Source organism: Flavonifractor sp. An306 (genome assembly GCF_002159455.1).
In the GTDB taxonomy this organism is placed as follows: Bacteria; Bacillota; Clostridia; order Oscillospirales; family Oscillospiraceae; genus Flavonifractor.
The window spans coordinates 1-26,570 of the sequence record NZ_NFIQ01000053.1; the positions used below are offsets into that span (position 1 = coordinate 1).

A 26,570-nucleotide genomic window follows, 5' to 3' on the forward strand; every position below is an offset into this window, starting at 1 on the left:
AGGGCGGAGCATTGAAGGGTGGACGGAAAGGAGGCCGGGGGCGCAGTCTGCCCCGGGACAAGTCCGCAAAACCGACCAGGAATACCAAAACACAACAGGACCAAGAAGACCGTAATTGCCCATATGGGTGGTTGCGGTCTTTTTTTGTCCGCCGTGGAAAGGAGATTCAATATGAAATGAGCAGTCAGAGCAGGCTGATCCCAGTCAGCTACTACAACGCCTCCCAGGAGGTGCGCCTGTCCGCATACGCGGATACCATCGTCTATGAGCGGGAAGGCCCCCACAGGAACATCCTCCGCGCCGTCCGGTTCGGCGGCTACCCGGAGATGGTGCGCGGCCTTGCCGACGCCATCTATGCCGGTGGGACTCTGGACGCCAATATGGGTGACCGTCCCCTATGGCTGGAAAGCCAGGCCAGGCGGTACCGCCGGCAGGTCACCCATGACGGCGTGTATGCCGAGGCGACGCTTCTGGCCATTGACGATGACCAGAAGACGAAGGCCCCCGAAAGCGGCGAAGAGGGGGATGAAGAGCAAGAGGGACAGGAGAAAATGGACCTGCCGCCGCGCAAGTGCATCATCTTTTGTCCGGAAAACGACAGGGACCGCCTCTTTGAAGAGGTGGACCGGAAAACATCGGTGCCGCTGATCCCGGAGTTTCGGGACTATGTGCTGGATGAACTGGAGCGCCGGGGAATTTTGAAACGGCTCCAGGTCATCTCCCTGCGGGAGAAGCTGGACGCCTGGGTGCTGTATTGCCGGCAGGATGATTCCAACATCATCTCCGTGGTGGAGGACGGCCTCAAAAGCGGGGCCATCTCCATCCCCGGGACGGTCATCGACCCGGACGGCTTTGACGGCGTGGAGAATGTCACCGGCTACCTGAACACCTTCGGCGTAACGGTAGCCGAGCGCATCCGCGGGCAGTTCCAGCCTCTCTTCGACCCGGCCAGCGAGCCGCTCTCGCCGGAGATTTTGGCTGTGAACGACTATATCCGGGAGCACGCGGGCTATTCCCTCTACGATGCCCAACTTGCCGTGGCCGAGGCGGTGAAGCGCCAACTGCAAAAGCACAAGTGCGGCTTTATTGTTGCAGAGTGCGGGTCCGGCAAGACGAAGATCGGCGCCACGGCCATGGCCGCCGTGTACGCCCTGCGGGCGGAGCAGGCCGGCCGGGGGCTGCAAAAGACTTTTAATGTGATCCTGTGCCCCTCCCATGTGGCCAACAAATGGGCGCGGGAGATCGGCGAGACCCTGCCGGACACCGCCGGCGTGGTGGTGCGCAGCAACACGGAACTGGACCGGCTCTACGACCTGTACGAAAAGGGCGACAGGAGCATCTACGCCATCATCTCCAAGGAGAAGGCCCGGGACGGCTACATGAAGCGGCCCGCCGTGATCTGGAACCGGCACAAGAAGGCGTATCTCTGCCCGGACTGCCTGGAGCCCATTGAGGCGTCCTTCACGGAGGACAGCATCCGGTACACGGGCAAGGTCAACCAGTTTTTCTTCCGCACGGAGAACCGCAAAAACCACAAGTGCGGCAACTGCGGCAGCATCCTCTGGGCGCCGGTCAATCCCGGCCATGCCAGCGAGTGGGTGAAGTTAGGCGCCTATGGCTGGATCCACCGCCGCCTTGCGGCGGAGCATCTTACGAAGACGAAGCATGAGCCGACGCTGGAGCAGATCCGGACGGTCGCGGAAAACCCGGATGGGTACTACCCCACCGTGGGGGCCTGCCGGCGCTATCCCATGAGCGCCTACATCAAGCGCAAGTACAAAGGGAAACTTGACGGCTGCATTGTGGACGAACTCCACGAGTACAACAACGACAGCGGCCAGGGCGACGCCATGGCGGAGATCTTCTCTGTGGCGGTCCGGGTCATCGGGATGACCGCCACCCTCATCAACGGCTACTCCTCCGGCATCTTCCACCTGCTCTACCGGGTCTGCCCCGACCTTATGATGCAGGACGGCAAGCCCCACAGCGCCCCCGCCGAATTTGACGCGGAGTACGGCGTGGTGGAGAACACCTATGAGGAGGACGAGCAAGATTATGCGGTCAACCGCAGGGCCCACAGGCGAAAGACGAGAACCAGGCAGCTGCCCGGAGTCTCCCCGCTGGTCTACTCCCGGTTTTTGCTGGAGCAGACCGCTTTCCTCTCCCTGTCGGATATGGGCAAGGACCTTCCCGACTATGAGGAGATCCCGATCCCGCTGGATATGGAAGAGGAGGTCGCCGAGGAGTACAGGCGCATCGAGAGCATCCTGCGGAAAATCCTGAAAACAGGCGGAAAGGCCGCAAGGCGCATCCTCTCGGCCTACCTCAATCTGCTCACCGCCTACCCGGACCAGCCCTATGACCAGCCGCCTATTCTGGACCCGGACTCCGGAGAACCGCTGGTAGAACCGCTGGACATGGGCGATTTTGACACCGTCGGCGCAAAAGAGCAGGCTGTTCTGGACATCGTGCGGCGCAAGGTGGCACAGGGCGAGCGGGTCCTGGTCTACACCAGCTGGACGCGCACCGACTCCCAGCAGAAACTTCTGAAACTGCTGACCGGGGCGGGCTACCGCACGGAGATCATGAGCGAGAAGATCCGCCCCCGCGCCCGGGAGGAGTGGGTGCAAAAGCGCCTTTCCGCCGGGCTGCAGGTGCTCATCACCAATCCCAGCCTCGTGGAGACCGGCCTCGACCTGAACGCCTTCACCACCCTCGTCTTCTACAGCATGGGCTACAAACTGTTCACGCTGCGGCAGGCGTCCCGGCGCTCCTGGCGCATCAACCAGACGGCGCCCCGGGTGGAGGTCTATCTGCTCTACTACAAGGACACCATGCAGCACAAGGCCATGAAACTCATGGCCTCCAAACTGGCGGTGGCGGGCATCATCGAGGGCAACTTCACCGAGGAGGGCCTGGCGGCCATGAGCGATGTGCAGGACATGACCTCCCAGATGGCCAAGGAACTGATGCTGGGCATCCGGGACAATGTGGAGGACATCGCCGCCGCCTTCAAGAAGATGGCCATGATCAACCCAGGGCGGAGCGAGCCGAAGGCGGAAAGCGCCGCAGAGGAGACAAAAGCCGCGGCAGACCCGCCGGCGCGGGATCTCCCGGAAGCGGTGTTCGCCGAGCCGGTCCCCGTGTCCGCGTCTTTGCCCGAACCTGCAGAGCCCCGCAGGCGCATCGACCCGGAAAAGGCCGCGGAACTGGCGGCGATCCTGGAGAAGGCTCAGAAGTCCAAGCGGGCCAGGAAGACCGTGGTGGACGAAAACCAACTGACCCTCTTTGATTTCGTGGCATGAGAAAAAACGATTATAACGGGAGGAATTATTTTGGAAAATGCGAAACTGATGAAAACGCTGTTCTATAACGGCAGGTTTAACGCGGACGGCAAAAGGATGCGGGCCGTCATCGACCGCGAGGTCTCCAACGGACAGGATCGCTACCGCCTCTGGCGCAAATGCGGCGTCCCTGACCATGCTTATCCCCAGGCGGAAAACGACACCCATCTGCTCTATTTGGAACTCCATGGGTATCTGGCGTCTCTTGGCATGACGGAGTACAGCCTTATCTACGAGAGCGGCCGTCTGCCTGCCATCGTGGAACTGTATGGGGACATGGACGGGCGTGAAAAACATTTGAGCGAACTCCGCAAGTCCGAACAGGCCTATACTGTGGAGATCCCCAAGGCTCTGAAGATCGAAGGCGAGACGATCCAGCGCCTCGGCAGAGAACCCGCCCACCAGGCCGACTGCATCAAGAAAAAGATGGATGAGCATATTTCCACCTACCTGGAGGCCAGGGAGAACGGCGGCCAGACTTTCCCGGACTTTACGGAGATCTCCGTGCCTTAGCGGAGAGGCATATCAATCTGCAGGAAGCGGAGGCAATGTTCCAGTTCGGTGGTTTTCTTTGCGGACTGGCTTCCGAACTGTTCAGCCGCGACCAGAAAGAGAAATGCCATCTATGCGCCTACGCCGTCACTGCAAAATGCAGCCATCCATTCCGCCCTTGCTACACGGGCATCCGGACATATCTGTTCCAGCGCGCCGCGGTCTACCGGGAGGAAATGGACAGATGCAACAGGGCGTATTTCGCCTATCTGGACAGTATTCACGACAAGGAAGGGATGAATTCATATATGGCTGAGGAGGCTTTGAAGACGGAATATCCGTGGCTTTCCGACCATCCTGAGTACGCAAAATGCGCGATTGCCCTGTGGATGCTCAACCATTTGGAATACACCGACCTCACAGAACTTACGCCATATGCTCTCAGAGAGCTTGTAAAGGCGGTTTATGTGGAGGCACCGGACAAGTCCAGCGGCAAGCGCAAACAGAGGGTACATATCGAATATGACCTTGTGGGCTACATTCCCGTGGATGAACTGATAAAAGCGGAACAGACATGACCGAAATCATGCCTGTTCCAAGAAATTCACATATTACTGTTTTACGACCACCGAGCATTTGGTCTCCGCTTTTTTATTTTCTGGGGCATTTTGGAGCTTTAGGCCCCCACTCTCAGGCATTGCTCAGCTGGTCAGGATTTGGCGGACAAGTGGGCGAGGATTGAGGGGGACAATATCAATCCTCGCTGATCAAAGAGGGCGATTGTCTTTTGACAATCGCCCTCTTTTTATTTATGCTTCGTCCTGGCTGGTCTGGGCTCAGCTCAATTCAAACATGCCGTGATAGAGCTGGTAGTATTCCCCCTTCTGGGCCAGCAGATCCTCGTGGCTCCCCCGCTCCACCACCTGGCCGTGCTCCAGCACCAGAATGGCGTCGGCGTTGCGGACGGTGGAGAGCCGGTGGGCAATGACAAACACCGTCCGCCCCTCCATCAGCTGGTCCATGCCCTGCTCGACCAGAGCCTCGGTACGGGTGTCGATGGAGGAGGTGGCCTCATCCAGAATGAGCACCGGCGGGTCGGCCACCGCCGCCCGGGCAATGGCCAGCAGCTGCCGCTGGCCCTGGGACAGGTTGGACCCGTCGGCGGTCACCATGGTGTCGTACCCCTGGGGCAGGCGGCGGATGAAGGAGTCGGCGTTGGCCAGCCGGGCGGCCCGCTCCACCTCCTCCTGAGTGGCGTCCAGCTTGCCGAAGCGGATATTGTCGGCAATGGTGCCGGTAAACAGATGGGTGTCCTGGAGCACCATACCCAGAGAGCGGCGGAGGGCGCTCTTTTTGATGTCCGTTACGTCTATGCCGTCATAGGTCACCCGCCCCTTCTGCACGTCATAGAAGCGGTTGATCAGGTTGGTAATGGTGGTTTTGCCCGCGCCGGTGGACCCCACAAAGGCGATCTTCTGCCCCGGCTTGGCAAAGAGGTCGATGCCCTTCAGAATGGGCTGGTCCGTCTCGTAGCCGAAGCTCACCCCTTCAAAGCGCACGTCCCCCCGCAAAGGCGTCCGGCTGCCGTCCGGCTTCTGCCAGGCCCAGCCGCCTCCCTCCAGGGCCACCAGATCCACCGTCCCCTGGTCCACCTCGGCGGGCTGGTCCAGCACCTCAAAGACCCGCTCGGCTCCCGCCAGGGCGGCCAGCATGAAATTGCTCTGCTGGGTGAATTGGTTGATGGGCAGGGCACATTGGCGGACAAACACCAGATAGCTGGCCAGGCTGCCCACGTCAGTCATCCCCTTCATGGCCATAATGCCCCCCAGGACGGCCACCACCGCATAGTTCACATAGGACAGGCTGACCACGGCGGGGATCATGGTTGCGGCGTAGCCCTGGGCGCCGGTACCCGCTTTCCGCAGAGCCTCGTTCTTCTGCCGGAACGCATCCAGCGCGGCCGCCTCATGGTTGAACACCTGCACCACCTTCTGCCCGGCCATCATCTCCTCGATATAGCCGTCCAGCTCCCCCAGGCTGGCCTGCTGCTTGTTGTAGTAGGCCTTGCTCCGCTTGCCGCTGAAGCGGATGTAGAGAAACATCACCACATAGCAGACCACGATCACCAGAGTGAGGGGCGGGTTGAGGAGAAACAGCAGCGTCAGGGTGCCCACCACTTGGATAAAGCTCTGGATCATCATGGCAAAGCTGTTGTTCAGGGCGTCGGAGATGGTGTCCACGTCGTTGGTGAAATAGCTCATCACCTCACCGTGGCGGTGGGTATCAAAAAACTGCAGCGGCAGGGTCTGGAGGTGGGCGAACAGATCCCGCCGGATGTCGTAGAGCACCTTCTGTGCCGCCTTCACCATGGTCTGGGTATAGCCAAAGGAGGCAAGCACACCCACAAGATAGATGCCCGCGGTGAGCACCACACCGGACACCAGATCGTTCCAGTCCCCGGCCGCCAGGCTGTTGACCACCGGGCGGATCATGTAGGTGCCCAGCAGGTTGGCGATGGCGCTGACACTCACCAGCACCGCCACTGCCAGCAGCAGAAACTTGTGCCGCCCCAGGTAGGACAGGAAGGCGCGCAGAGTATACCGCAGATGTTTAGGCTTTTTCGCGCTGAGCTGCCGGGCCGCCATGGTCCTCCCCTCCTTTCATCTGGGACGTATAGATCTCCTGGTAGATGGGGTCGGAGGCCAGCAGCTGGTCGTGGGTACCGGCGGCGTGGATCCTGCCGTCCTCCAGAATCACGATAAGGTCGGCGTGCATTACCGAGGTAACACGCTGGGCGATGATGAGCTTGGTCACACCGGTGAGACTCTCCAGGGCAGAGCGGATTTTGGCCTCCGTGGCGGTATCCACCGCCGAGGTGGAGTCGTCAAAAATCAGAATTTTGGGCTTTTTTAGCAGCGCCCGGGCAATGCACAGCCGCTGCTTCTGGCCGCCGGAGACGTTGACGCCCCCCTGGCCCAGGTCGGTGTCCAGCCCCTTAGGCATCCGGGTCAGAAATTCGTCGGCGCAGGCCGCCCGGCAGGCTGACCACAGCTCCCCCTCTCCGGCGGACGGGTCGCCCCACCGGAGGTTTTCTCCCACGGTGCCGGAAAAGAGCACATTTTTCTGCAGCACGATGGAAACCGCGTCCCGCAGGGCGGTGAGGTCATAGTCCCGTACGTCCACGCCCCCCACCTTCACGCTGCCCTCAGTGACATCGTACAGCCGGGGAATGAGCTGCACCAGGGTGGTCTTGGCCGAGCCGGTGCCCCCCAGAATACCCACCGTCTGCCCGGAGCCAATGTGGAGATTCACCCCGGAGAGGGCGTACTCCCTGGCGCCGGCGTGGTACTTGAAGGAGACCTCCTCAAAGTCCACGCTGCCGTCGGCCACCTCTGTCACCGGATCAGGGGGAGCGGTCAGGGCGGGCTCCTCCTCCAGCACCTCCACAATGCGGTGGGCGCTGGCCAGCGACCGGGTGAGCAGCAGAAACACATTGGAAATCAGCATCATGGAGTTCATCACCTGGAGCACGTAGCTGAGAAAGCCGGTCAGCTCCCCCACCAGCAGCTCTCCCCGCAGGATCATCTGCCCGCCGAACCAAAAGATGAGCACAATGCTGGTATACATCACCAGCTGAAAGGCGGGCTGGTTGAGCACCGCCAAGTGGAAGGTGCGCTGGCTGGTGGAGCGCAGCTCCTCATTCACACGCTGGAACTTGTCCTCCTCGTACTCCCCCCGGACAAAGGCCTTCACCGCCCGGATGGCGGTCAGCCCCTCCTGCACCACATTGTTCAGCCCGTCCATGGCCTTCTGGAGGCGGCCATACATGGGGGCCACCTTCCGCACCACCAGAAACAGGATCACCGCCAGCGCGGGGGCGCACACCACAAACACCAGGGCCAGCCTGGGGTTCATCCAGAAGGACAGCCCCAGGCCCATGGCCAGCATGATGGGGCTGCGGACCAGGGGGCGCAGCCCGCCGTTGACGGCGTTCTGGAGCACCGTCACATCGGTGGTCATGCGGGTGACCAGGGAGGAGGATTCAAACCGGTCCAGGTTGGAAAAGGCATAGCGCTGAACCCGCTCAAATTCCGCCTCCCGCACCCGGGCGCCCCAGCCGTAGGCGGCCCGGGCGGCAAACCGGGCGTACAGCAGCCCGGTAACCAGCGCCAGCCCCGCGCAGATCCCCATCTGCACCCCTTTATGGACAATGTAGGAAATATCCCCGTTGGTAACTCCCACGTCAATCAGATCGGCCATAAACACCGGGATCACCAGCTCAAACACCGTCTCCACAATGATCAGCAGGGCGGCCATCAGCATATCCCGCCGATAGGGACCCAGATATCCAAACAGGCATTTCAGGTCCTTCATGCCTCTTCCCTGCCCTTCAGGTTGCGGTAGGCCCGGCCCAGGTAGTCAGCAAACCGGGCCCGCTCCTCCTGGGAAAATCCGGCCAGCATCTGCTCCTCCATCTCCCGGCAATAGCCCTGCCACACCTCATAGGCCTCCCGCCCCCGGTCGGTGACCACAATCTCCTCGCACCGGCGGTTGCTCTTGCTGGGCTGCCGCTCCACAAAGCCCCCCCGCTGCATGGAATCCAGCATCCGGAAGATGGCCGCCGGGTCAATCTCGCAGTATTCCGCCAGCTGCCGCTGCCGGCTGGCCCCGTTGCGGAGCAGATAGCCCAGCACCTTGGGCTGGCCCGCCCCCAGACCCAGCTCCCCCAGATGGGGCCGCAGGGCATTGCGCTGGGCGTGAAATGTCCGATAAAGCAGCATATGGAAGGTGCGCTCCATATCCGTTCCTCCTTTGATATGTCAATATTGACCTGTCAATTATAGTCCCTTCTCCCCTCTTGTCAAGTACCTTCCCCCCTTTTCCCCTTGCCAGCGGAGGCGGAACGTGGGATAATGGAAAAAAGCCACAGGAGAAAAGGAGGTCCACGCCATGGAGCCCACAAAAGCCTATCAGCCGGAAAACCTGCACTATCTGAAAATGCTGGCCAGGCAGTACCCCAACGTCCAGGCCGCCAGCACCGAGATCATCAACCTCCACGCCATCCGCAACCTGCCCAAGGGCACGGAGCACTTTATCTCCGATGTCCACGGGGAGTATGAGGCCTTTTTACATATCCTCAACTCCGCCTCCGGGGTTGTGCGGGAGAAGCTGGACGACCTGTTCGCCGCCACCGTGTCCAAGGCCGACCTGGATCAGCTGGCCACCCTCATCTACTATCCCCAGGAGAAGCTGGAGGAGATCGAGCGGGAGACCGCCGACATGCGGGAGTGGTACCGCATCACCTTCCACAGGCTCATCGAGGTGTGCCGGCTGGTGAGCTCCAAGTACACCCGCTCCAAGGTCCGCAAGGCCATGCCGCCGGAGTACGCCTACATCATCGACGAAATGATCCACACCCACTACGAGGACAACGACAAGCGGGACTACTACGAAAACATCATCTCCACCATCATCCACATCGACCGGGCCGCCAACTTTCTGGTGGAGCTGTGCGAGCTCATCAAGCGCCTGGCGGTGGACCACCTCCATTTGGTGGGAGATATCTTCGACCGGGGCCCCCGGGCAGATATCATCCTGGACTCCCTGATGAACTACCACAGCGTGGATATCCAGTGGGGCAATCACGACGTGCTGTGGATGGGGGCGGCCTCCGGTTCCCGCACCCTGGTGGCCACGGTGCTGGCCAACTCCCTGCGGTACAACAACCTGGAGGTCATCGAGACGGGATACGGCATCTCCCTGCGGCCCCTGTCGGTGTTCGCCAACGAGGTCTATAAGGACTGCGACATCCACCGCTTCCAGGTAAAGCTCAACAGCGAGGACGAGGCCCATTACACCGAGAAGGACAAGCTGCTCTCTGCCCGGATGCACAAGGCCATCACCATCATCCTCTTCAAGCTGGAGGGGCAGAAGATCCTGCGCAACCCCTGCTTCAGCATGTCCGACCGGCTGCTGCTGGACAAGATCGACTATGAGCACAAGTGCATCACCATCGGCGGCACCACCTACCCCCTGGAGGACACCGACTTCCCCACCGTGGACCGGGACAACCCCTACGCCCTCACCGAGGAGGAGGACGCCCTCATCAACCAGCTCACCCGCTCCTTCCTCCACAGCGAGAAGCTCCAGCGGCACGTCCGGTTCCTCTACTCCAAGGGCAGCCTGTACAAGGTCTATAACGGCAACCTGCTGTTCCATGGCTGCATCCCCATGACGGAGGAGGGCAAGCTGACCACCTTCTCCATCGGCGGGCAGGAGCTCTCCGGCAAGGCCTTCCTGGACTACGCCGATCTCACCGCCCGGCGGGCCTACTACAGCAAGCCAGGCTCGGAGGAGCGGGAGTTCGGCATGGACTTTCTGTGGTTCTTGTGGGCGGGCCGGAACAGCCCCATCTTTGGCCGGGACCGGATGACCACCTTCGAGCGGCGGCTGATCGCCGACGAGTCCACCTGGACCGAGCCCAAAAACGCCTACTATCAGTTCTACAACGATCCAGCGGTGTGCGACGAGCTGTTGAAGGAGTTCGGCCTGGAGGGCCCCCACTGCCACATCATCAACGGCCACGTGCCGGTGAAGTCCAAAAAGGGCGAGAGCCCCATGAAGGCCGGGGGCAAGCTGCTGGTCATCGACGGCGGGTTCTGCAAGGCCTACCAAAAGACCACCGGCATCGCCGGCTACACCCTGATCTATAACTCTGCCTGCTTCCGTCTGGTGTCCCATGAGCCCTTTGTGGGCCGGGCCAACGCCATCCGGGAAAACCAGGATATCGCCTCCACCTCGGTGGTATTCGAGCGGCTGGAGTCCCGGATGAAGATCGCCGGCACCGACGTGGGCCGCCAGCTGCAGGAGCAGATTGAGGATCTGATGGCCCTGCTCCAGGCCTTCCGCAACGGCGAGATCATAGAAGATCACAAAGAGTAATTTTTAAGCAAAATAATCCAGTTTATTATAAAGCGAGGTCCCCATGAATCAACGTGAAATCGGCGAGCTGCGCCGCCGGCTGAAGCCGGACAAGAATGCCATCACCAAAATCTACGGCTGTTACGTCAACTCCAACAAGCAGGTCATCTCTTACCTGGACGCCTCTCTGGGGGTCATGCCCCAGGACGAGGCGGAGAAGTACCTCACCCTCCTGCGCCGCACCCTCACCGGCCAGCTGCAGAAGAACCTGATCGACATTGTGTTCTCCACCCGGCAGGTGGCGGACAGCGAGGAGCACCGGCTGCTCTCCGCCCTCCGCCAGACCGAGCTGAAGGACGAGCAGGTGCGCCTGCAGTTTTACGACCAGGTGATTCAGGCCCTGGATATGGACGAGCGCAACTACCTGATCCTGCTGGCCCACGACACCTACGACGTGCCCTACCGGGGCAGGGACGACCAGGACCAGGCCGACGCCTCCGACCAGGTGTTCTCCTACGTCCTGTGCGCCATCTGTCCGGTGAAGGACAGCAAGGCGGAGCTGGGCTACTTCCCCGGGGAGAACGAGTTTCACAGCCGCTCCGCAGGACAGGTGGTGGCCCCGCCGGAGCTGGGCTTCCTGTTCCCCGCCTTCGACAACCGCTCCGCCAATCTCTACAACGCCCTGTACTACACCAGGCAGACCGACCTGATCCATCAGGAGTTTATCGACGCCCTCTTCCGCACCGAGCCCCCCATGTCCGCCGACGAGCAGAAGGAGACCTTCCACACCGCCCTGGCGGAGTCCCTGGATGGGGCGTGCTCCATGGAGGTGGTGCGGGCAGTCCACCAGCAGCTGCGGGACAAGCTGCTCCAGCACAAGGAGGAGCGGGACCCGGAGGCCCCCTCCATCTCCCCCAAAGAGGTGGACGCCATCCTCCACAACTGCGGCGTGGAGGAGGAAAAGGTGCAGGCCTTCCACAAGAGCTGCGCCGCCCAGTTCGGGGAGGGGGTACCCCTCAACCCCGCCAACCTGATCAACAGCGGCCGCTTCGAGATCAAGACCGAAAACGCCACCATTCTGATAGACCCGGACTACAGCTATCTGGTGGAGACCCGGAGCATCAACGGCCGCACCTACCTGCTCCTGCCGGCGGACGGCATGGAGGTCAACGGCCTGGCGGTGGACCTGCGGGACCACCAGCCCGGATGACACACAGATTGGGCCCGCCCCGGAGCGAACCGCTCCGGGACGGGCCCTGTACGTTTCCTTATATTCTGGGGGTCAGACCGGCCAGACGGCACAGGATGGCCGCCGTCTCGGCCCGGGTAATGCTGCTGCGGCCATTGAAGCGATGGTCACTGTCGCCCTCCAGGATCCCCGCTCTGTACCACTTATAGATCTCCGTTCCGCCGGGATCGGTGGGGGCCACGTCGGGTATTGTCACCTCGCTGTGGATGGGCTGTTTCTGGCTCTCAGGAACGGCCTTGTCCAGCCAGGCCACCATCTGGAGGCGGTTAGCGGGGTTATTGGCTATGGAGGAGGACAGCTGGCTGCGGTTAAAGAGGCCCTGCTCCAGACCGTACTGGTAGGCCCCCTGATACCACGGGCCATCGACGGTCTCGGGCACAGTGTTGCCGTAGTACTGAGCGTGGAGCCGGACACAGAGCGCGACCACCTGACTGATGCTGAGGGTTTCTTCGGGGCTGAACCGGCCGTCGCCGGTGCCTCCCATCAGACCAGCCTGGGCAGCCTTTTCCACGTACTGGGCATACCACGCCCCCTCGGGCACATCAGTGAAAGAGGGAGCAGTCTGGTCTCCCGGGTTGTCAGGGAGCTCCTGGCCGGAGTCTGACGTGGGATAGGCGGTGACTCCACTCTCATCCAGGACGTAGAAGACGGGATCGTCGTAGTCGGTGACATACCAGATCACCTTGCCGTCCCGGCAGATGGGCTGACCGTTGAACAGAGGGGCGTACTCCACCGTCTGGATCTGGGAGATCGTACCGTCTGCGTAATACCGGGCGTACTGCAGCACGCCGTTGTTGTAGAAATAGCCGTTGTCGCTCTTTTCCGCCACATCCCACAGGATGTACCCACCGTCCAGCCCGGTGGGCACCAGCCGGGGCTGGGAGCCGAACTGAGAGGAGCTGGCGGTGAAGTCAGTCAGCGAGCGGACGGTGGTGCCGCTCTCGGTAAAGTTGTCCTTGGCGGTGTAGGCCAGGTAAATATTGCTCACATCTTTGCCGATAGTGGTGGCAGAGCCCTTGCCGGTGTCGCTGAAAGCCACCAGATAGCCGGTACTGGTCTCCGCCAGGCCGGTGATCTGGGCGCCGGTGGTGTTATCCCCGATGCTGCCGGACCAATTCCGCAGCATCACTTCCTCCGACACAGCATTCCAGTAGGAGCCGTTGGCGGTGATAAATTTATCGCTGCCCGCCTTGGCGCTGTAACGCATGAGCACCGCCCCACGGGGATAGGCGTCGCCGTGGTTCAGCGTGACGATATTGGCGCTCTGATCCACCAGGATAAACTGGTTGAAGGAGTGGGACACATAGCCCGCGGAGGAATTGGCCACCCCGAAGAAGGAGTCGGTGATCTCCATATCCGACTCCCGGACGGAGAAGGTCAGGTTGGCCTGGTGGTGCAGGCCGTCGCTGCCTGCGTACATCTCATGGCTGGTATGGATGTACAGATATCCGCCGTACTCGTCCATCCGCAGCGAGCCGGCCTCAAAGGGGATGTAGGTATTGGCGCCGTACAGGCTGGCCTGGCCCAGGCGGTTCCACTGCTTGTCATACTTTACCACCCGGATGACCTCGGTGCTGTCGCTCTCCGACGGGTTCTCCTGGCCAAAGACACAGAAGTTATAGGTCTCCCCGGCGAAAAAACCGCCCCAGAGAGGCAGCTCCAGCTCCATAATGCAGGAGTCCAGCAGACGGAACTGGGGGCTGTAGGTCTGCACAATGAGCTGCTCCGGCCGCATCACCGTGACTTCGCCGGTGTTGGAATTGATCATATTCCAGCCCCGGTCGTGCTCCACCCGCACCAGATTCTCCCCATCCTGATAAAGGTAGGAGTTGACGGGAACGGCCCAGTTGCCGTTGTAGGTGCTGTCAATATTTTTGGTCTCATCCATAGGAGAACCCGCCGCCATCGCCGCCCCGGACAACAGGGACAGGCCTACCGCCAGAGCCAGGAACAAGGACAATACGCGCTGTTTCATGTTTTTTCCTCCTTCTTCTTAAAGGTAAAAACAGGGCGGCGGTCCACTATGTTTCACCGCCCATTCGCTGTTCTTCTATTGTATCCCCTTGTCTGGACAAAAGCAAGAGCCCACAGCTTACAGGGCTTTTTCAACAAATAAAACGCCCCCGGCCAGGGCCGGGGGCGCGTCTGTGTCATTTTGCCTCCTGCTCCATCGGAGCGGGGGTACAAGTCAGCAAGGTCTGCACCCTGGGATTGATCCAGCGGTGTACCGTGCGGGCAATGGCCCCCACCAGCAGGGCGGAGACAAAGGTCCCCTCCCGCACGCCGGTGAGCTCCTGGTAGAGAATCAGGCCCAACACCGCCGCCGAGGCCGCCATGGTCACGTCCACCGCCACCTTGGTCTTGCCGAAGTCGGTGTTCCAGGTGGTGGAGATGGCCTTTACGGTACACTCCCCCGGCAGCATCACCACGTTGGCCGCCATCTCCATGAACACCCCGATGCCCAGCACCACGCAGCCTACCAGCAGCAGGGCCGCCTTGGCGGGATAGCCCTGGGGATTCAAAAAGCCCAGCAGCGCCATGGACAGGTCGATGAAATAGGAAAAGCCCAGAGAGACCGGCACCTGCAGCCAAAACTGCTTGGGAAAGCGCTTGCGCAGGATCACCAGCTGCAGCACGATCAGCAGCAGGCTGTAATACAGGGTAAACATACCCAGGGAGGGGGTAAAGCCGATACTCAGCGTGTAGGGGATGCTGGAGATAGGTGAGGTGCCCAGGTCCCCCTTGGTGATGAGGGCGATCCCCAGGGAGTTGACGAACAGCCCCACAATGAAAAAGACATACCGGCGCAGCAATTCTCCTCTGTTCATTGCAGCGCCTCCCTGTCCTCCGCCAGCCGGAGGCAGATTCCCAGCAGGCCCTCCATCAGCGCCTCGCCCTGTACCGGACCCAGGGAGGTCAAAACCTCCTCCTCCAGCCGCTCCATGGTGGAACGCACCAGCTTCTGCTTCTCCCAGCCTTCCTCTGTCAGGTAGACGCACAGGGACCGCCGGTCCCCGTCCTGACTGCGGCGCTCAATGAGCCCCTTCTCCTCCATCCGGCCCAGCAGGCCGGTGAGGGTGGCCGGGTCGATCTGACACCCCGCCGCGATCCGCTTCTGGATGCTGCCGTTGTGCTGGCCCAGATAGTCCAGCACCTTGGGCTGGCCCGCCGTCAGCCCCGCCTGGCTCAGCTCCGCCATCACCGCCCGCTGAAACAGTCCCTGGGCGGCCATGAGGAGATAGTGAAAACTTTGATCCATAGGTTCCTCCCGCTTATAATTGATATACAAACTATTTGTATATCAATTATTTTACAGAGGAATTTCCCATTTGTCAAGACCTGTCACAGAGGTTGGATTCTGGTACACAGCCGCTCCAGCAGAGCGGAGTCATGGCTGACGATAAGCAGGCCAAGCTGCCGGGCCTGGGCGGCCTCCAGCAGCACGTTCCAGATCTGGGCCTGGGTAATGGGGTCCAGCATGGCGGTGACCTCGTCGCACAGCAGGTATTTTACTTCGGGAGCCAGGGCCCGGGCGATGCAGAACCGCTGGAGCTCGCCGCCGGAGAGCTCGGCGGGGTACCGCTCCAACCAGCCGGGCTGGATGTGGAGGGCATCCAGCAGGGCCTGGTCTACCGGCCCGGCCTCATGCACCGAGTCCTTCAGCCGCAGCAAGGGGTCCACCGCCGTCTCCGGGTGCTGCCAGATCATCTGCACCGGACACAGGCCCCGGTACTCCCCCAGCGGCCGGCCGTCCAGCAGCACCTGGCCCTTGGCAGGCCGCTGGTAGCCCGCCAGCAGCTTGCACAGGGTGGTCTTACCCCGTCCGCTGGGACCGGCCAGCCCCACCCGCTCCCCCGGCTCCACGGTGAGGCTGACATTCTCCAGCACCGTCCCCTTTTTCCGATAGCGGAAGCTGATGTGTTTGGCCTCCAGGCTCATGGCTTCTCCCCTCCTTCCGGATACAGACAGCGCACCTGTCCGCCGTTGACCGTCCGCCAGGGGATGTCCCCGGCGCAGGCGGCGCTCCGGCGGGGGCATCGGGGAGCAAAGGGACAGCCGCTCCCCGATGCCCCCGGCCAGGGCTGGGAACCGGGGATAGGCGTAAAGCCGTTCTGGGGCAGGGCGTTCCACAGGGCGTTGGTGTAGGGGTGGCGGAGCCGTCCGGCGGCAAAATCCTCCGCCCCGGTCTCCTCCACCGTCTCCCCGGCGTAAAATACCGCCACCTTTTGGGCGATGGTGAGGGCCAGCTCCAGATCATGGGTGATGAGGAGCACCCCCGCCCCCTGCTGGGCAATCTCCTGAAAATGGCCCAAAATCCGCCCGGCGGCCCGGGCGTCCAGGCCTGGGGTGGGCTCGTCGGCAATGAGCAGCCTGGGGGACTGGGCGGCGGCGGTGGCGATGAGCACCCGGCGGGCCATGCCGCCGGACAGCTCAAAGGGGTAGCGCTCCTCGGTCTCCGGTCCCAGGCCGTAGCGGGCCAGCACTTCTCGGCTATGGGCCCTGGCCTGGGCGTCCCGGCGGCCCCCCCGGAGCTGAGGCCCCACCTTCATCAGCGGATCCAGGTAGGTCACCCCCTGGGGCACCAGCACGATCTCCTTCCCCCGGAGCTGTTCCGCCCGGCGGGGGGTGAGGGTCTCTCCCCGGTAACGGAGTTCCCCCTCCATATGGCTGTTATAGGGCAGGATGCCCAGGATGCCGTGGGCCAGCAGGCTCTTGCCCGAGCCGCTGGAGCCCACCACTGCCACCACCTGGCCGGCCTCGATGGTGAGGGAGAGCCGGCGGATCACCGGCAGCACCCGGCGGCGGGTACCGCCCTGATACTGGGTAAAGGAGATGGACAGGTCCTTTACCTCCAACACTGGTTCCATAACGCTCCCTCCTATTCGTGGACGCTGGCCGGGTCCAGCAGGCGGCGCAGCTGATCCCCCAGCAGAGCAAAGAGCAGCACCACACCCACCAGGGCCAGGCCGGGAAAGACCGCCAGCCACCACTTGCCGGTGGTGAGGTAGCTCATGCTCTCCGACAGGATCACCCCGATGGCGGGCTGCTCCGGCGGCAGGCCGAAACCCAGGAAGGTGACGCTGGCCTCGTGGAGGATGGCGTGGGGAAAGAGGAGCACCAGCCCGGTGAGGAACTGGGGCAGCAGGTGGGGCAGCATATGCCGCCGGAGGACGGCCATCCGGGACAGGCCCAGCTTCTGGGCGGTGAGGATGTAGGGGGCCCCCTTGAGCTGGAGCACCTCACCCCGCACCACCCGGGCCAGGGAGGTCCAGTGGCTGAGAGCCACCCCCGCCACCACGCCGGTAAAACCCTTGCCGAAAGCCAGGGAGATGAGCATGACCAGCAGGATATGGGGAATGCCCATCACCAGGTCGATGACCCAGGAGATGACGCTGTCCGCCCAGCCCCCCAGCAGAGCCGAGCCCGCCCCCAGCAGCAGGGCGATGACCGCACTGACGGCGGCGGTAAGCAGGCCGATGCGGATGCTGAGGGAGAGGCCGGTGAGGGTGCGGGAGAGCATATCCCGGCCCATCCAGTCGGTGCCGAAGAGGAACTGGCCGCAGGGGGCCAGATTTTTCCGGGAAAAGTCGGTGACCATGGCCTGGTCGGCCAGGGCTACCCCCGCCGCCGTCACCGCGCACAGCAGGGCCAGCGCAAAGAGCAGCAGCGCCAGGGCGGTCTGCCTGCGGTTGAAACCTTTCATGCCTTGGCCGCCCCCCTTCGGATCTTGGGGTCCACCACGCCGTACAGCAGGTCGGCAATCAGATTGCCGCCAAAGACAATGGCGGCGCTCACCACCGTAATGCCCAACAGCAGGGGCAGGTCGGCCCCCAGTCCGGCGGTGACGGCGGCCTGGCCCAGACCGGGGTAGGAGAACACCTGCTCCACCAGCACCGAACCGCCGAAGATCTCGCTGATGGAGGCAAACTGCAGGGTGATGGCGGGCAGGGCCACGTTGCGCAGGCCGTGGCGGAGGACGATGGAGGTTTTGGACTCCCCCCGGGCCCGGGCAAAGAGCACATAGTCCGACTCCAGAATATCAATCATCTTCTCCCGGGTGTGGAGGGCGATGTTGGCCACCCCGGTGATGCTGAGGGTGAGGGCGGGGAGGATGGCGTGGTACAGCCGGTCCCCCAGGGTGACGCTGGCGGCATCCACCCCAATGGGCACCGACAGGCCGATGGGCAGCACCCCCAGCCACACGGCGAAGATCATGAGCAGCACCAGAGCCAGCCAAAAGGTGGGGGTGCTGGAGATAAGCAGGCAGTAGCCCCGGATCACCTTGTCCCCCAGCCTCCCCCGGTTGGCCCCGGCCACCACCCCCAGGGTGAGGCCCAGCACGCCGGAGAGCACCCAGGCAAAGGCCATGAGCCACAGAGAGTTTTGCAGCCGCTGGCCGATGACCCGGCTCACCGGCTGGCGGTAGAGCAAAGAGGTACCCATGTCCCCCCGGACGAAATCCCCCAGCCAGCCCAGATACCGCTGGACCGGGGGATCGTTCACCCCCCAGTAGTCCTCCAGCTTGGCGATCTGCTCCTGGCTCATGGAACCCAGGGCCGCCTGGCCCACGTTGGTCTGGAGGGGATCCAGAGGGGAGGCGGACATGAGCAGGAAGGCCGCCAGGCTGACACCCAGCAGCAGCAGAACCATGCGGATGAGTTTTTTGCCCGTGAACAGCAGGCGGTGCTTCAAGAGAATTCCTTCTTTCCGGTGGGATATCTCAGCTCCAGCTCCACTGGTCCACGTTGTTGACGATGGACCAGCCGTGGCCGTGGGGGTGGATCTTCTGCTCCGCCACCTGGAGGCCGTCCCGCACCCAATACAGGTGATCCACATTCACCAGCCACACCCAGGGGATGTCCCCTTCCTGGGTGACGCCGGTGGAGCCGTCCCACTGGGCCTTCTGCCACAGCTCATAGGACTTCTCCAGGTCAGAACAGGCCAGAGCCTGATCCATATAGGCGTCCACGGCGGAATTGGCATAGGGGGAGTACTGGGCGGTGCCGGTGTCCCCGATGGTATGGTAGATGTTGTACAGCTCCATGGGAGTATGAGCCCCCCAGCCCCAGATCAGAGGCTCGGTCTGGGCCCGGTCATAGGCGGTGTCCCAGCCCACCCCCTCGGTGGTGCAGGAGATGCCCAGCTCCCCCAGCTGGTTGGCAAAGTCAGCGCACAGGGCCTGCCGCACCGGGTCGCTGGTGGGATAGAGCAGATTCAGCTGGGCCTTCACCCCGTCCTTCTCCCGGACCCCGTCGGCCCCCATGGTCCACCCCGCCTGGTCCAGCAGAGCGGCGGCTCCCTCCGGGTCGTAGGACACTTCGGAGGCCGGATTGTACCAGGGCAGCTGATCGCACACGCTGTAAGCGGGGGTGCCGTAGCCGCCCAGCACGTTGTCGATCATCTCCTGCCGGTCGATGCCAATATTGATAGCCCTCCGCACCAGCACGTCCCCGGTGAGAGTGCCCTCGATCACCGGCAGGTTGAAGCCCCGGTTATCCACGCTCTGATAGGAGGCCAGGGTATAGCCCGCCACGCTTTGGTCGGCGTAGATGGCGGAGGTATAGGCCACGTCGGCCTGTCCGGCCTGCACTGCCAGGAAGGCGGCGTCCTCCTCCATAAAGAGGATGGTCACCCGCTTCAGCTTGGGGGCCTCGCCGTAATAGTCCGGGTTGGCCTCCAGGATCACCTGCTGGCCCTTGTCCCACTGCTTCAGTATGTACCGGCCGGAGCCGATGGGGTTCTGGCCGTAGGTGGCCGGGTTATAGCCGTGCTCAGGCACAATGCCCACGATGGCCATGGTATAGGGCCAGATGGAGAAAGGAGTGGCCATGTGGAACACCACGGTGGTGTCGTCCACCGCCTCGGCATGGTCCAGCATGGTGAAGTCGTTCACCGAGCTGGCGGCCTTCACCGTGTTGTAGGTAAAGGCCACATCGGAGGCTGTCAGCGGCTCCCCGTCGGTGAAGCTCACGTCGTCCCGGATTTTTACCGTCCAGGTCAGGCCGTCCTCACTGGCCTGCACGTCGGTGGCCAGGTCATAGCCGATGGTCAGGTCGGTGTTGGTCACCGTCAGGGTGGACTGGATCAAAGGCTCATGGACGTGCTCGCCAGCCCCCCAGCCATAGGCCGGGTCAAAGCCCGCCTCCGGCTCGGAGGTGGTACCCATGGCGATCACCACGCTGTCCTTGTCGCCGGAGGCGGCGGTGGGCGTGGGGGTGGGATCGCCGCCGCAGCCGGTGAGCAGGCCCAGGGTCAGCAGGGCGGATACCGTCAGAGATAAGATACGGTTCACGAATACTCCCCCCTTACAGCCGCTTGGTCACTTCATGCAGCACGGTCTGGATGGGCAGGCCGTTGGCCCGGGCCAGGGCGGCCGCCGATTCGTACTCCGGGGCGGCCTTGCTGACGCCAAAGCCCTGGGCGGTCTTGACCTGGACCGGCCCCCAGGGGGTCTCCACCGTTTTGGAGCCGGGGGTGAGGAAGTATTTGCCGCACCGGCGGACCCGCAGGCCGATGGTGGTGGTCTGCTCCAGCACCGCCCGGGCCAGCTTCCCCTCCTGTTCCTCCTCACACAGCACGGTGAGCACATGGCCGGGGCGGCCCTTCTTCATGGTGCCGGGGACGGTGTACACGTCCAGAGCACCCAGCTCCAGCAGCCGGGCGGCGGCAAAGGCCAGGGCCTCGGGGGTCATGTCGTCAATGTTGCACACCAGCTCGGTGATGGTGCCATTGGCGCTCCGGGCGTCCTCACCCAGGAAGGCGCGGACGCAGTTGGCCCGGCCAACAAAGACCTTGGTGCCCACGCCGCAGCCCACCGCGCCGCCGGACATGGGGGGCATGGGCCCGAAGGACTGGGCAAAGTGGGTGAGGAGCGCCGCGCCGGTGGGGGTACACAGCTCCCCCATCACCTCGCCGCCGTACACCGGCACGCCGGCGAGCAGATTGGCGGTGGCGGGGGCGGGCACCGGCATAATGCCATGGGCGCACTTCACGGTGCCGCTGCCCACGTGGACAGGAGAGACCACCACCCGGTCGGGCTGCAGCAGATAGATGGCGTAGCACACGCCGGTGACGTCGGCCACCGCGTCCAGAGCCCCCACCTCATGGTAGTGGACATCCCCCACCGGGCAGCCGTGGGCCTTGGCCTCCGCCCGGGCAATGGCGTCGTACACGGCGCGGGCGTTGGCCTTCACCTCCTCCGGCAGCGCCAGGGCGTCAATGATCTCCGCGATGTGGCCGGGGGTGGCGTGGTGATGGTGGTGCTCATGTTCGTGCTCATGCTTGTGAGCATGGGGATGGTCGTGGTCATGGTCATGGTCATGATGATGGTGATCGTGCCCGTGGTCATGATGATGGTCATGCTCATGGTCATGGTGATGGTGATGCTCATGGTGGTCGTGATCGTGCTCCAGTTCCTCCTGGCCGTGGACGGTGACCTTCATATGGGTGCCAGCGATACCGCCGGAGACCCCCGGCGCCGCCTCCACATGAACGCCGGGCAGGCCCAGGCCGTTCATGGTTTTGAGAAAGCCCTCCTTGTCCTCCAAAAGCTCATACAGGGCGGACATGAGCATATCCCCCGCCGCCCCCATGTGACACTCAATGTAAAGTGTTTTCACTGTAATCCCTCCATTTGATTGATCATGCTGGCCAGATAACCGGCCCCGAAGCCATTGTCGATATTGACCACGCTGCACCCGGAGGCGCAGGAGTTGAGCATGGCCAGCAGGGCGGACAGGCCGCCGAAGCTGGCGCCGTAGCCCACGCTGGTGGGCACCGCCACCACCGGGCAGTCCACCAGGCCGCCCACCACCGAGGCCAGAGCCCCCTCCATACCGGCCACGGCCACCACGCATCGGGCGCTCATCAGAGGCTCCAGGTTGCTCAGCAGCCGGTGAAGCCCCGCCACCCCCACGTCGTACAGCCGGGTAACCTTGTTGCCCATCACCTCGGCGGTGAGGGCGGCCTCCTCCGCCACCGGCATGTCGCTGGTGCCGCCGGTGGCCACCACAATGTGGCCCAGGGCCGTCCGCGCTCCGGGAAAGGCGATGCCCAGCTTGGGGATGGGCCGGTAGTCCAGAGGCACCGACTGGGCCACCACCTGGGCGGCCTCCTCCCCCATGCGGGTGATCAGGATATTGCGGCAGCCCCGCTCCCCCATGGCGGCGGCGATACCGGCGATCTGCCCGGCGGTCTTGCCGGCGCCGTAGATCACCTCCGCCGCTCCCTGGCGTACCGAGCGGTGGAAATCCACCTTGGCGTAGCCCAGGTCCTCAAAGGGCTTCTGCTTCAGCTCCAGCAGGGCGTCCTCCGGGGTGGTCTCCCCCGCCTTCACCGCCCGCAGCAGCTCCAGAATATCGTGTTTGTTGTCCATGCGCTTACCTCCCCGCCAGGTCCAGCAGGACGGCGGAAAAATCCGCCTCCAGAGCCTGGTTGATCTCGCCCCGCAGGGCCAGGGCCCGCTCCATCTGGTCCGCCGGAACCTGGATCCGGGCGGCGTCCCCCATCAGCCGCACCCGGAAGTCGGAAAAGCCCAGCCGGAACAGGGCGTTTTCCCCCCGCTCCACCTTCTCCAGCGCCTCCCGGGTGATGGCCGTTCCGGTGGGCACCCGGGTGGCCAGGCAGGCGTAGGCCGGCTTGTCCCAGGTGAACAGCCCCGCCTCTTTGGACATACGCCGCACCTCGGCCTTGGTGATGCCGCACTCTCGCAGGGGGGAGCGCACCTCCAGCTCCCGGAGAGCCTGCATCCCCGGCCGGTCCCCCGCGTCATCGGAAGCATTGGTGCCGTCCAGCAGGACGGTATATCCGTCCGCCCGGGCCCGCTGCCACAGGGTGGTGAACAGAGCCTTTTTACAATAATAGCACCGTCGGGGTCCGTTGGCCGCCGCCTCCGGCACCGCCAGCACGTCCGCCTCCACCACCGTCAGGGGGACCTCCAGTTCCTCCGCCAGCCGCTTGGCATCGGCCAGCTCAAAGGCGGGCTGGAATACAGTATGCACATAGTAGGCCCGCACTTCCCGGCCGTATCGCCCCGCCGCCCACAGCACCAGGGCGGAGTCAGTGCCGCCGGAAAAGGCCACCGCCGTCCGGGGATGTTGGGTAAAAAATTCCTCCAGTGTCATGTGTTCGCTCCTTTGCAAAAAAAGAAGGCATACCATTTCTGGTATGCCTTCTGGCATTATTCCCGTCGTTCCTCGCGGGATCATACACCTGCTGCCGGGCCAGCGCCCGGTTTGTCTCTCTCAAACAGGACCTTCAGGTCCCCTTCCCAGCTTCTTGCTGAGAATTTTATTATATCAACTCTTTCCAATCTGCGCAAGCCCTGTTTTTCCCGGGGAAAAAACGGTTGCAAAACGGGGCCTGCGTGGCTATCATAAAGGCTGTAAATCGTCTATAAAAGGAGGGGCATCCCTTGCACATTACCTATGACATGGTGCGCCAGTCGGAGGAGATCCGCACCTATATTACCCAGGCCGACCAGTCCCTGTCCGCCCTGGGCTTTACCGAACACAGCTTCGCCCACGTCACCCGCTGCGCCCATCTGGCCGCCCACATCCTCAGCGAGCTGGGCTACAGCCAGCAGGAGCAGGAGCTCTCCCGCATCGCCGCGTTCATGCACGACATCGGTAACGTGGTCAACCGCCATGACCACGCTGAGACCGGCGCGGTGATGGCCTTCCGGATCCTGGACAAGATGGGCATGCCCCCGGCGGATGTGGCCGCTGTCATCACCGCCATCGGCCACCACGACGACCCCACCGCCTTCCCTGTCAATCCGGTAGCCGCCGCCCTGATCCTGGCCGACAAAACCGACGTGCGCCGCAGCCGGGTGCGCAACAAGGATCACAAGAGCTTTGACATCCACGACCGGGTGAATTACGCCGCCGAGCGGTCCGAGCTGACCCTGGACCCGGAGCGGCGCACCATCACCCTCTCCCTGTCCATCAATACCGAGTTCTGCGCCGTGATGGACTATTTTGAGATCTTCCTGGAGCGGATGCTGCTCTGTCGCCGGGCGGCGGAGTATCTCAAGCTCACCTTCAAGCTGGATATCAACGGTCTGACGCTTTTATAAGAAAAACCCCATAGACATAGCACACCCCCCCCGGCCATCCAACGTGACCGGGGGGCTACTTTTCGACCTGGGGTTCAATCACTTTTGCTACCTCTTACTTTCTGCAGATTTGCCGTGCTTTGGTTCGGTTTTCTCGAAACTGCCATGGATCTCGCTTTCTCACAACACATTGGCACTTGGTTCCGTCTTCAGCAAACTTCGCGTCAGAGGTCATCCTTGGGTGCGCTTCACTTCATTGAACGAGTTGGGAACATGTGGGAAACTGTAGTTTCAGATGCTACCGATCGCCGCGGCCCGGCATGAATAAAGATTGAGATGCGAGGCGAGATGTCTCATTTCCCTCCGAGTATCCGGATCTGCTTTCTCCTCTTGCAAGCTACCCTCTGGCTCCACCTCCCGAGCTCTTGCGCTTGCCTGCTCAGTAAGGTTGGCTCATCGGCTTCCTTGTCTGAGTTGAGCGATCTCTTTCCTCTTCTGGGAACTGAGTCTTTCTAGTACATTGGGAACACCTCTTTCTCTTTCTTTCTGGCTATATTGTACTACTGGGCCTATGGTTTGTCAATAGCTTTTGTGTGAAATTACTTATTTTTTCTTTTGTACGTAACTCTTGCCCTTTGTCCGGCTTTGGTATAGAATAGAAATAGCGGGGCTTTTTTGACCCCCCATCCTGTACAAAGGAGGCAGCTTATGAGCGATTGTCTGTTCTGCAAGATCGCGGCGGGCGAAATCCCATCCAACAAGGTCTACGAGGACGAGCTGGTCTACGCTTTTTATGACATCGACCCCCAGGCGCCCACCCATTTTCTGGTGATTCCCAAGGCCCACATCGGCTCCTGCGGGGAGATCACGGCGGAGAACTCCGCTGTGGTGGCCCACGCCTTTGAGGTCATCGCCCAGGTAACCCGGGAGCTGGGCATCACCGATTTCCGGGTGGTTTCCAACTGCGGCGCCCAGGCGGGCCAGTCTGTGGCCCATCTCCATTTCCACGTCCTGGCCGGACGGGATATGACCTGGCCTCCCGGCTGATGAAACGGCATACTGTTTTGTTCCGGCCCCTCCCGTGCCTGGCCTGGGGAGGGGCCTGGGTCTGTCTGTCCGGCCTGACCCTGGTGCGGCTGTGGGCCCTGCTGTACGGCCGCTTGCCCAGTCTGGCCATCCCCGCCCTGGCGGTGCTCCTGACGGGGGTAACTCTGCTGGTGGGGTGGCGGCTGGAGATCCCGCGGCGTTTTCTTCTCCCCTTCGGGCCCACCTGGAAAACCGCCCTGGCGGCGGCGCTCGCCTTTGTGCCAGGTATGGCTCTGGACACCAGCTATCAGCTGTTCACCGTGGGGGACATGGCCATTGGCGGCACCCTTTTCCGGCTGCTGTGCGGGGCGGGCAGCGGACTGTTCTTTGCCTGCGTGGTGCTGGCTCTGCTCTGGGCGGGCCGATCCTTTGGCAGGCTGCCCATGCCCCGGGGTACCGCCGTTCTGGCGGTGGCGCTGGTGGTCAACGTCATCACCGCCCTGTACTGTACCGGTACCGCCACGGTGTATTACTGGGACACCAATATCTACTGGAGCTCCAGCACCATGCTGGCCGGGCAGCACCTGGGCCTTTCCCAGCTGCGGCTGGTGGCGGAGAGCGTCATCACCCAGGAGTACAACTATCTGCTCTCCTTCCCCCTGTCCCTGGTTATGCGGGTACTGGGCACCAACCGGTACGTATTCCTGTTCGCCACGGTGAATCTCTACGTGCTGCCCGCCCTGCTGGGCATGCTGGTACTGGGCCGCAGGAGCAAATACGGCGGCATTTTGCTGTGCTGCGCCACCCCCATGCTGCTGTACACCGCCCTTACCGGTTTTGTGGACGTAGCTGCCGCCGGGGCGGGGATCTGGGCCTTCGTGATCTACACGGACGAGTCCCGGCCCCAGGCTGCCCGGGGTATCCTCACCGGCGGGCTGCTCACCCTGGTGTTCCTGCTGCGGCGGTACTTTTTCTTTTTTACCGTGTCCTTTGGCATCGCGGCCTTTCTGGCCCTGCTGGTCCGGCGGAGCCAGTGGAAATCCTTCCTGACCATGGCGGTGACCGGGGTGGGCTTCAGCCTCTTCTTCGGTCAGAGCTTTGTGGTGAGCCAGGTCCTGTCCGCCAACTACGCCGACACCTACTCCGCCTATGACCAGGGCCGGTGGATCGACCTGGTGATGCTGTGCCGCTACTACGGCTATATCATGATGGCCGTGGCCCTGGTGTGCGTGGTGTTCCTGCTGCTGCGGTCCGAAAGCCGGTACGGCGCCCTGCTGTGCCTGTGCCAGCCGGTACTGTGCCTGTTCCTTTTTACCCGGATCCAGTCCCACGGCCAGCAGCATCTGCTGCTCTATCTGCCCGCCTTCTGCTTCGCCCTGGCCGGCGGCATGGAGCTCCTGCCGGAGCGGCGGGCCGTCCGGTGGGTGCCCTGGGCCCTGGCCCTGTGTACACTGGGCAGCTCCTTCCTGCCCCGGACCCAGCC

General features: G+C 62.6%; 22 protein-coding genes. 8 read left to right on the top strand and 14 right to left on the bottom strand.

Translation table 11 applies throughout. The features are described 5' to 3' along the window. Positions 1-176: 176 nt before the first annotated feature. Genes B5F88_RS13135 through B5F88_RS21510 form a run of 3 tightly spaced genes read left to right on the top strand, consistent with a single transcriptional unit; the run spans position 177 to position 4,414 of the window. Complete coding sequence (locus B5F88_RS13135; protein WP_087346906.1) at positions 177-3,305, top strand: helicase-related protein; 3,129 nt, start codon at positions 177-179, stop codon at positions 3,303-3,305. A 30-nt stretch (positions 3,306-3,335) separates the two neighbouring features. Beyond that, entirely contained in the window at positions 3,336-3,857 is a 522-nt protein-coding gene (locus tag B5F88_RS13140; protein WP_087346909.1) for a hypothetical protein, read from the top strand. Between the two features lie 35 nt (positions 3,858-3,892). Then, on the top strand, positions 3,893-4,414 hold the full coding sequence (locus B5F88_RS21510) for a DUF4368 domain-containing protein (protein WP_242959790.1): 522 nt from the start codon (positions 3,893-3,895) through the stop codon (positions 4,412-4,414). Between the two features lie 258 nt (positions 4,415-4,672). Here the strand turns inward: B5F88_RS21510 and B5F88_RS13150 are convergent, their stop codons facing one another. The 3 genes from B5F88_RS13150 to B5F88_RS13160 are packed head-to-tail and all read right to left on the bottom strand — an operon-like array spanning position 4,673 to position 8,635. Continuing rightward, the gene (locus B5F88_RS13150) at positions 4,673-6,481 is read right to left on the bottom strand and encodes an ABC transporter ATP-binding protein (protein WP_087346912.1); all 1,809 of its coding nucleotides are present in this window, start codon (positions 6,479-6,481) and stop codon (positions 4,673-4,675) included. Next, positions 6,447-8,210 (bottom strand): ABC transporter ATP-binding protein, encoded by a 1,764-nt coding sequence (locus tag B5F88_RS13155; RefSeq protein WP_087346914.1) that lies wholly within the window; start codon positions 8,208-8,210, stop codon positions 6,447-6,449. The genes B5F88_RS13150 and B5F88_RS13155 overlap by 35 nt, the downstream gene beginning before the upstream one ends. Beyond that, a complete protein-coding gene (locus B5F88_RS13160) occupies positions 8,207-8,635 on the bottom strand; it encodes a MarR family transcriptional regulator (protein WP_087346917.1) in 429 nt (142 codons plus the stop codon). The genes B5F88_RS13155 and B5F88_RS13160 overlap by 4 nt, the downstream gene beginning before the upstream one ends. A gap of 151 nt (positions 8,636-8,786) precedes the next feature. On the opposite strand from B5F88_RS13160, the gene B5F88_RS13165 reads away from it, so the two are divergent. Continuing rightward, the gene (locus B5F88_RS13165; RefSeq protein ID WP_087346920.1) at positions 8,787-10,778 is read left to right on the top strand and encodes a fructose-1,6-bisphosphatase; all 1,992 of its coding nucleotides are present in this window, start codon (positions 8,787-8,789) and stop codon (positions 10,776-10,778) included. Positions 10,779-10,821: 43 nt separating this feature from the next. Then, entirely contained in the window at positions 10,822-11,967 is a 1,146-nt protein-coding gene (locus B5F88_RS13170; RefSeq protein WP_087346923.1) for a DUF4317 domain-containing protein, read from the top strand. Positions 11,968-12,025: 58 nt separating this feature from the next. On the opposite strand, the gene B5F88_RS13175 is transcribed toward B5F88_RS13170, so the two are convergent. The 11 genes from B5F88_RS13175 to larE form a co-directional block, all read right to left on the bottom strand. After that, complete coding sequence (locus B5F88_RS13175; RefSeq protein WP_087346926.1) at positions 12,026-13,981, bottom strand: S-layer homology domain-containing protein; 1,956 nt, start codon at positions 13,979-13,981, stop codon at positions 12,026-12,028. 175 nt (positions 13,982-14,156) lie between these two features. Beyond that, entirely contained in the window at positions 14,157-14,834 is a 678-nt protein-coding gene (locus B5F88_RS13180) for a DUF6198 family protein (RefSeq protein ID WP_204246241.1), read from the bottom strand. Next, positions 14,831-15,265: a MarR family transcriptional regulator gene (locus B5F88_RS13185; RefSeq protein WP_087346929.1), complete on the bottom strand. Its 435-nt coding sequence runs from the start codon at positions 15,263-15,265 to the stop codon at positions 14,831-14,833. The genes B5F88_RS13180 and B5F88_RS13185 overlap by 4 nt, the downstream gene beginning before the upstream one ends. Before the next feature lie 83 nt (positions 15,266-15,348). Continuing rightward, positions 15,349-15,945, bottom strand: a complete 597-nt coding sequence (locus tag B5F88_RS13190; protein ID WP_087346932.1) for an ATP-binding cassette domain-containing protein — start codon at positions 15,943-15,945, stop codon at positions 15,349-15,351. Continuing rightward, positions 15,942-16,874, bottom strand: a complete 933-nt coding sequence (locus B5F88_RS13195) for an ABC transporter ATP-binding protein (protein WP_087346934.1) — start codon at positions 16,872-16,874, stop codon at positions 15,942-15,944. Before B5F88_RS13195 ends, B5F88_RS13190 begins: the two co-directional genes overlap by 4 nt. Positions 16,875-16,885: 11 nt before the next feature. Then, positions 16,886-17,710: an ABC transporter permease gene (locus B5F88_RS13200; RefSeq protein WP_087346937.1), complete on the bottom strand. Its 825-nt coding sequence runs from the start codon at positions 17,708-17,710 to the stop codon at positions 16,886-16,888. Continuing rightward, positions 17,707-18,657 carry an ABC transporter permease gene (locus tag B5F88_RS13205; protein ID WP_087346960.1) on the bottom strand — a complete coding sequence of 317 codons (951 nt, stop codon included), beginning with the start codon at positions 18,655-18,657 and terminating at the stop codon, positions 17,707-17,709. The genes B5F88_RS13200 and B5F88_RS13205 overlap by 4 nt, the downstream gene beginning before the upstream one ends. A gap of 70 nt (positions 18,658-18,727) precedes the next feature. Further along, positions 18,728-20,299, bottom strand: a complete 1,572-nt coding sequence (locus B5F88_RS13210; protein WP_343286470.1) for an ABC transporter substrate-binding protein — start codon at positions 20,297-20,299, stop codon at positions 18,728-18,730. Positions 20,300-20,312: 13 nt separating this feature from the next. After that, positions 20,313-21,626: a nickel pincer cofactor biosynthesis protein LarC gene (gene larC / locus B5F88_RS13215; protein WP_087346940.1), complete on the bottom strand. Its 1,314-nt coding sequence runs from the start codon at positions 21,624-21,626 to the stop codon at positions 20,313-20,315. After that, positions 21,623-22,381: a nickel pincer cofactor biosynthesis protein LarB gene (gene larB, locus B5F88_RS13220; protein ID WP_087346943.1), complete on the bottom strand. Its 759-nt coding sequence runs from the start codon at positions 22,379-22,381 to the stop codon at positions 21,623-21,625. The genes larC and larB overlap by 4 nt, the downstream gene beginning before the upstream one ends. Positions 22,382-22,385: 4 nt before the next feature. Beyond that, positions 22,386-23,129: an ATP-dependent sacrificial sulfur transferase LarE gene (larE, locus tag B5F88_RS13225; RefSeq protein ID WP_087346946.1), complete on the bottom strand. Its 744-nt coding sequence runs from the start codon at positions 23,127-23,129 to the stop codon at positions 22,386-22,388. 290 nt (positions 23,130-23,419) lie between these two features. Here larE and B5F88_RS13230 point away from each other — a divergent pair, with 290 nt between their 5' ends. The 3 genes from B5F88_RS13230 to B5F88_RS13240 all read left to right on the top strand — a co-directional run. Beyond that, a complete protein-coding gene (locus tag B5F88_RS13230; protein WP_087346949.1) occupies positions 23,420-24,082 on the top strand; it encodes an HD domain-containing protein in 663 nt (220 codons plus the stop codon). Positions 24,083-24,769: 687 nt separating this feature from the next. Next, positions 24,770-25,108 (top strand): histidine triad nucleotide-binding protein, encoded by a 339-nt coding sequence (locus B5F88_RS13235; protein ID WP_087346952.1) that lies wholly within the window; start codon positions 24,770-24,772, stop codon positions 25,106-25,108. Continuing rightward, on the top strand, positions 25,108-26,570 hold a 1,463-nt coding region (locus tag B5F88_RS13240), incomplete at its 3' end, for a hypothetical protein (RefSeq protein WP_087346966.1). The genes B5F88_RS13235 and B5F88_RS13240, both read left to right, overlap by 1 nt.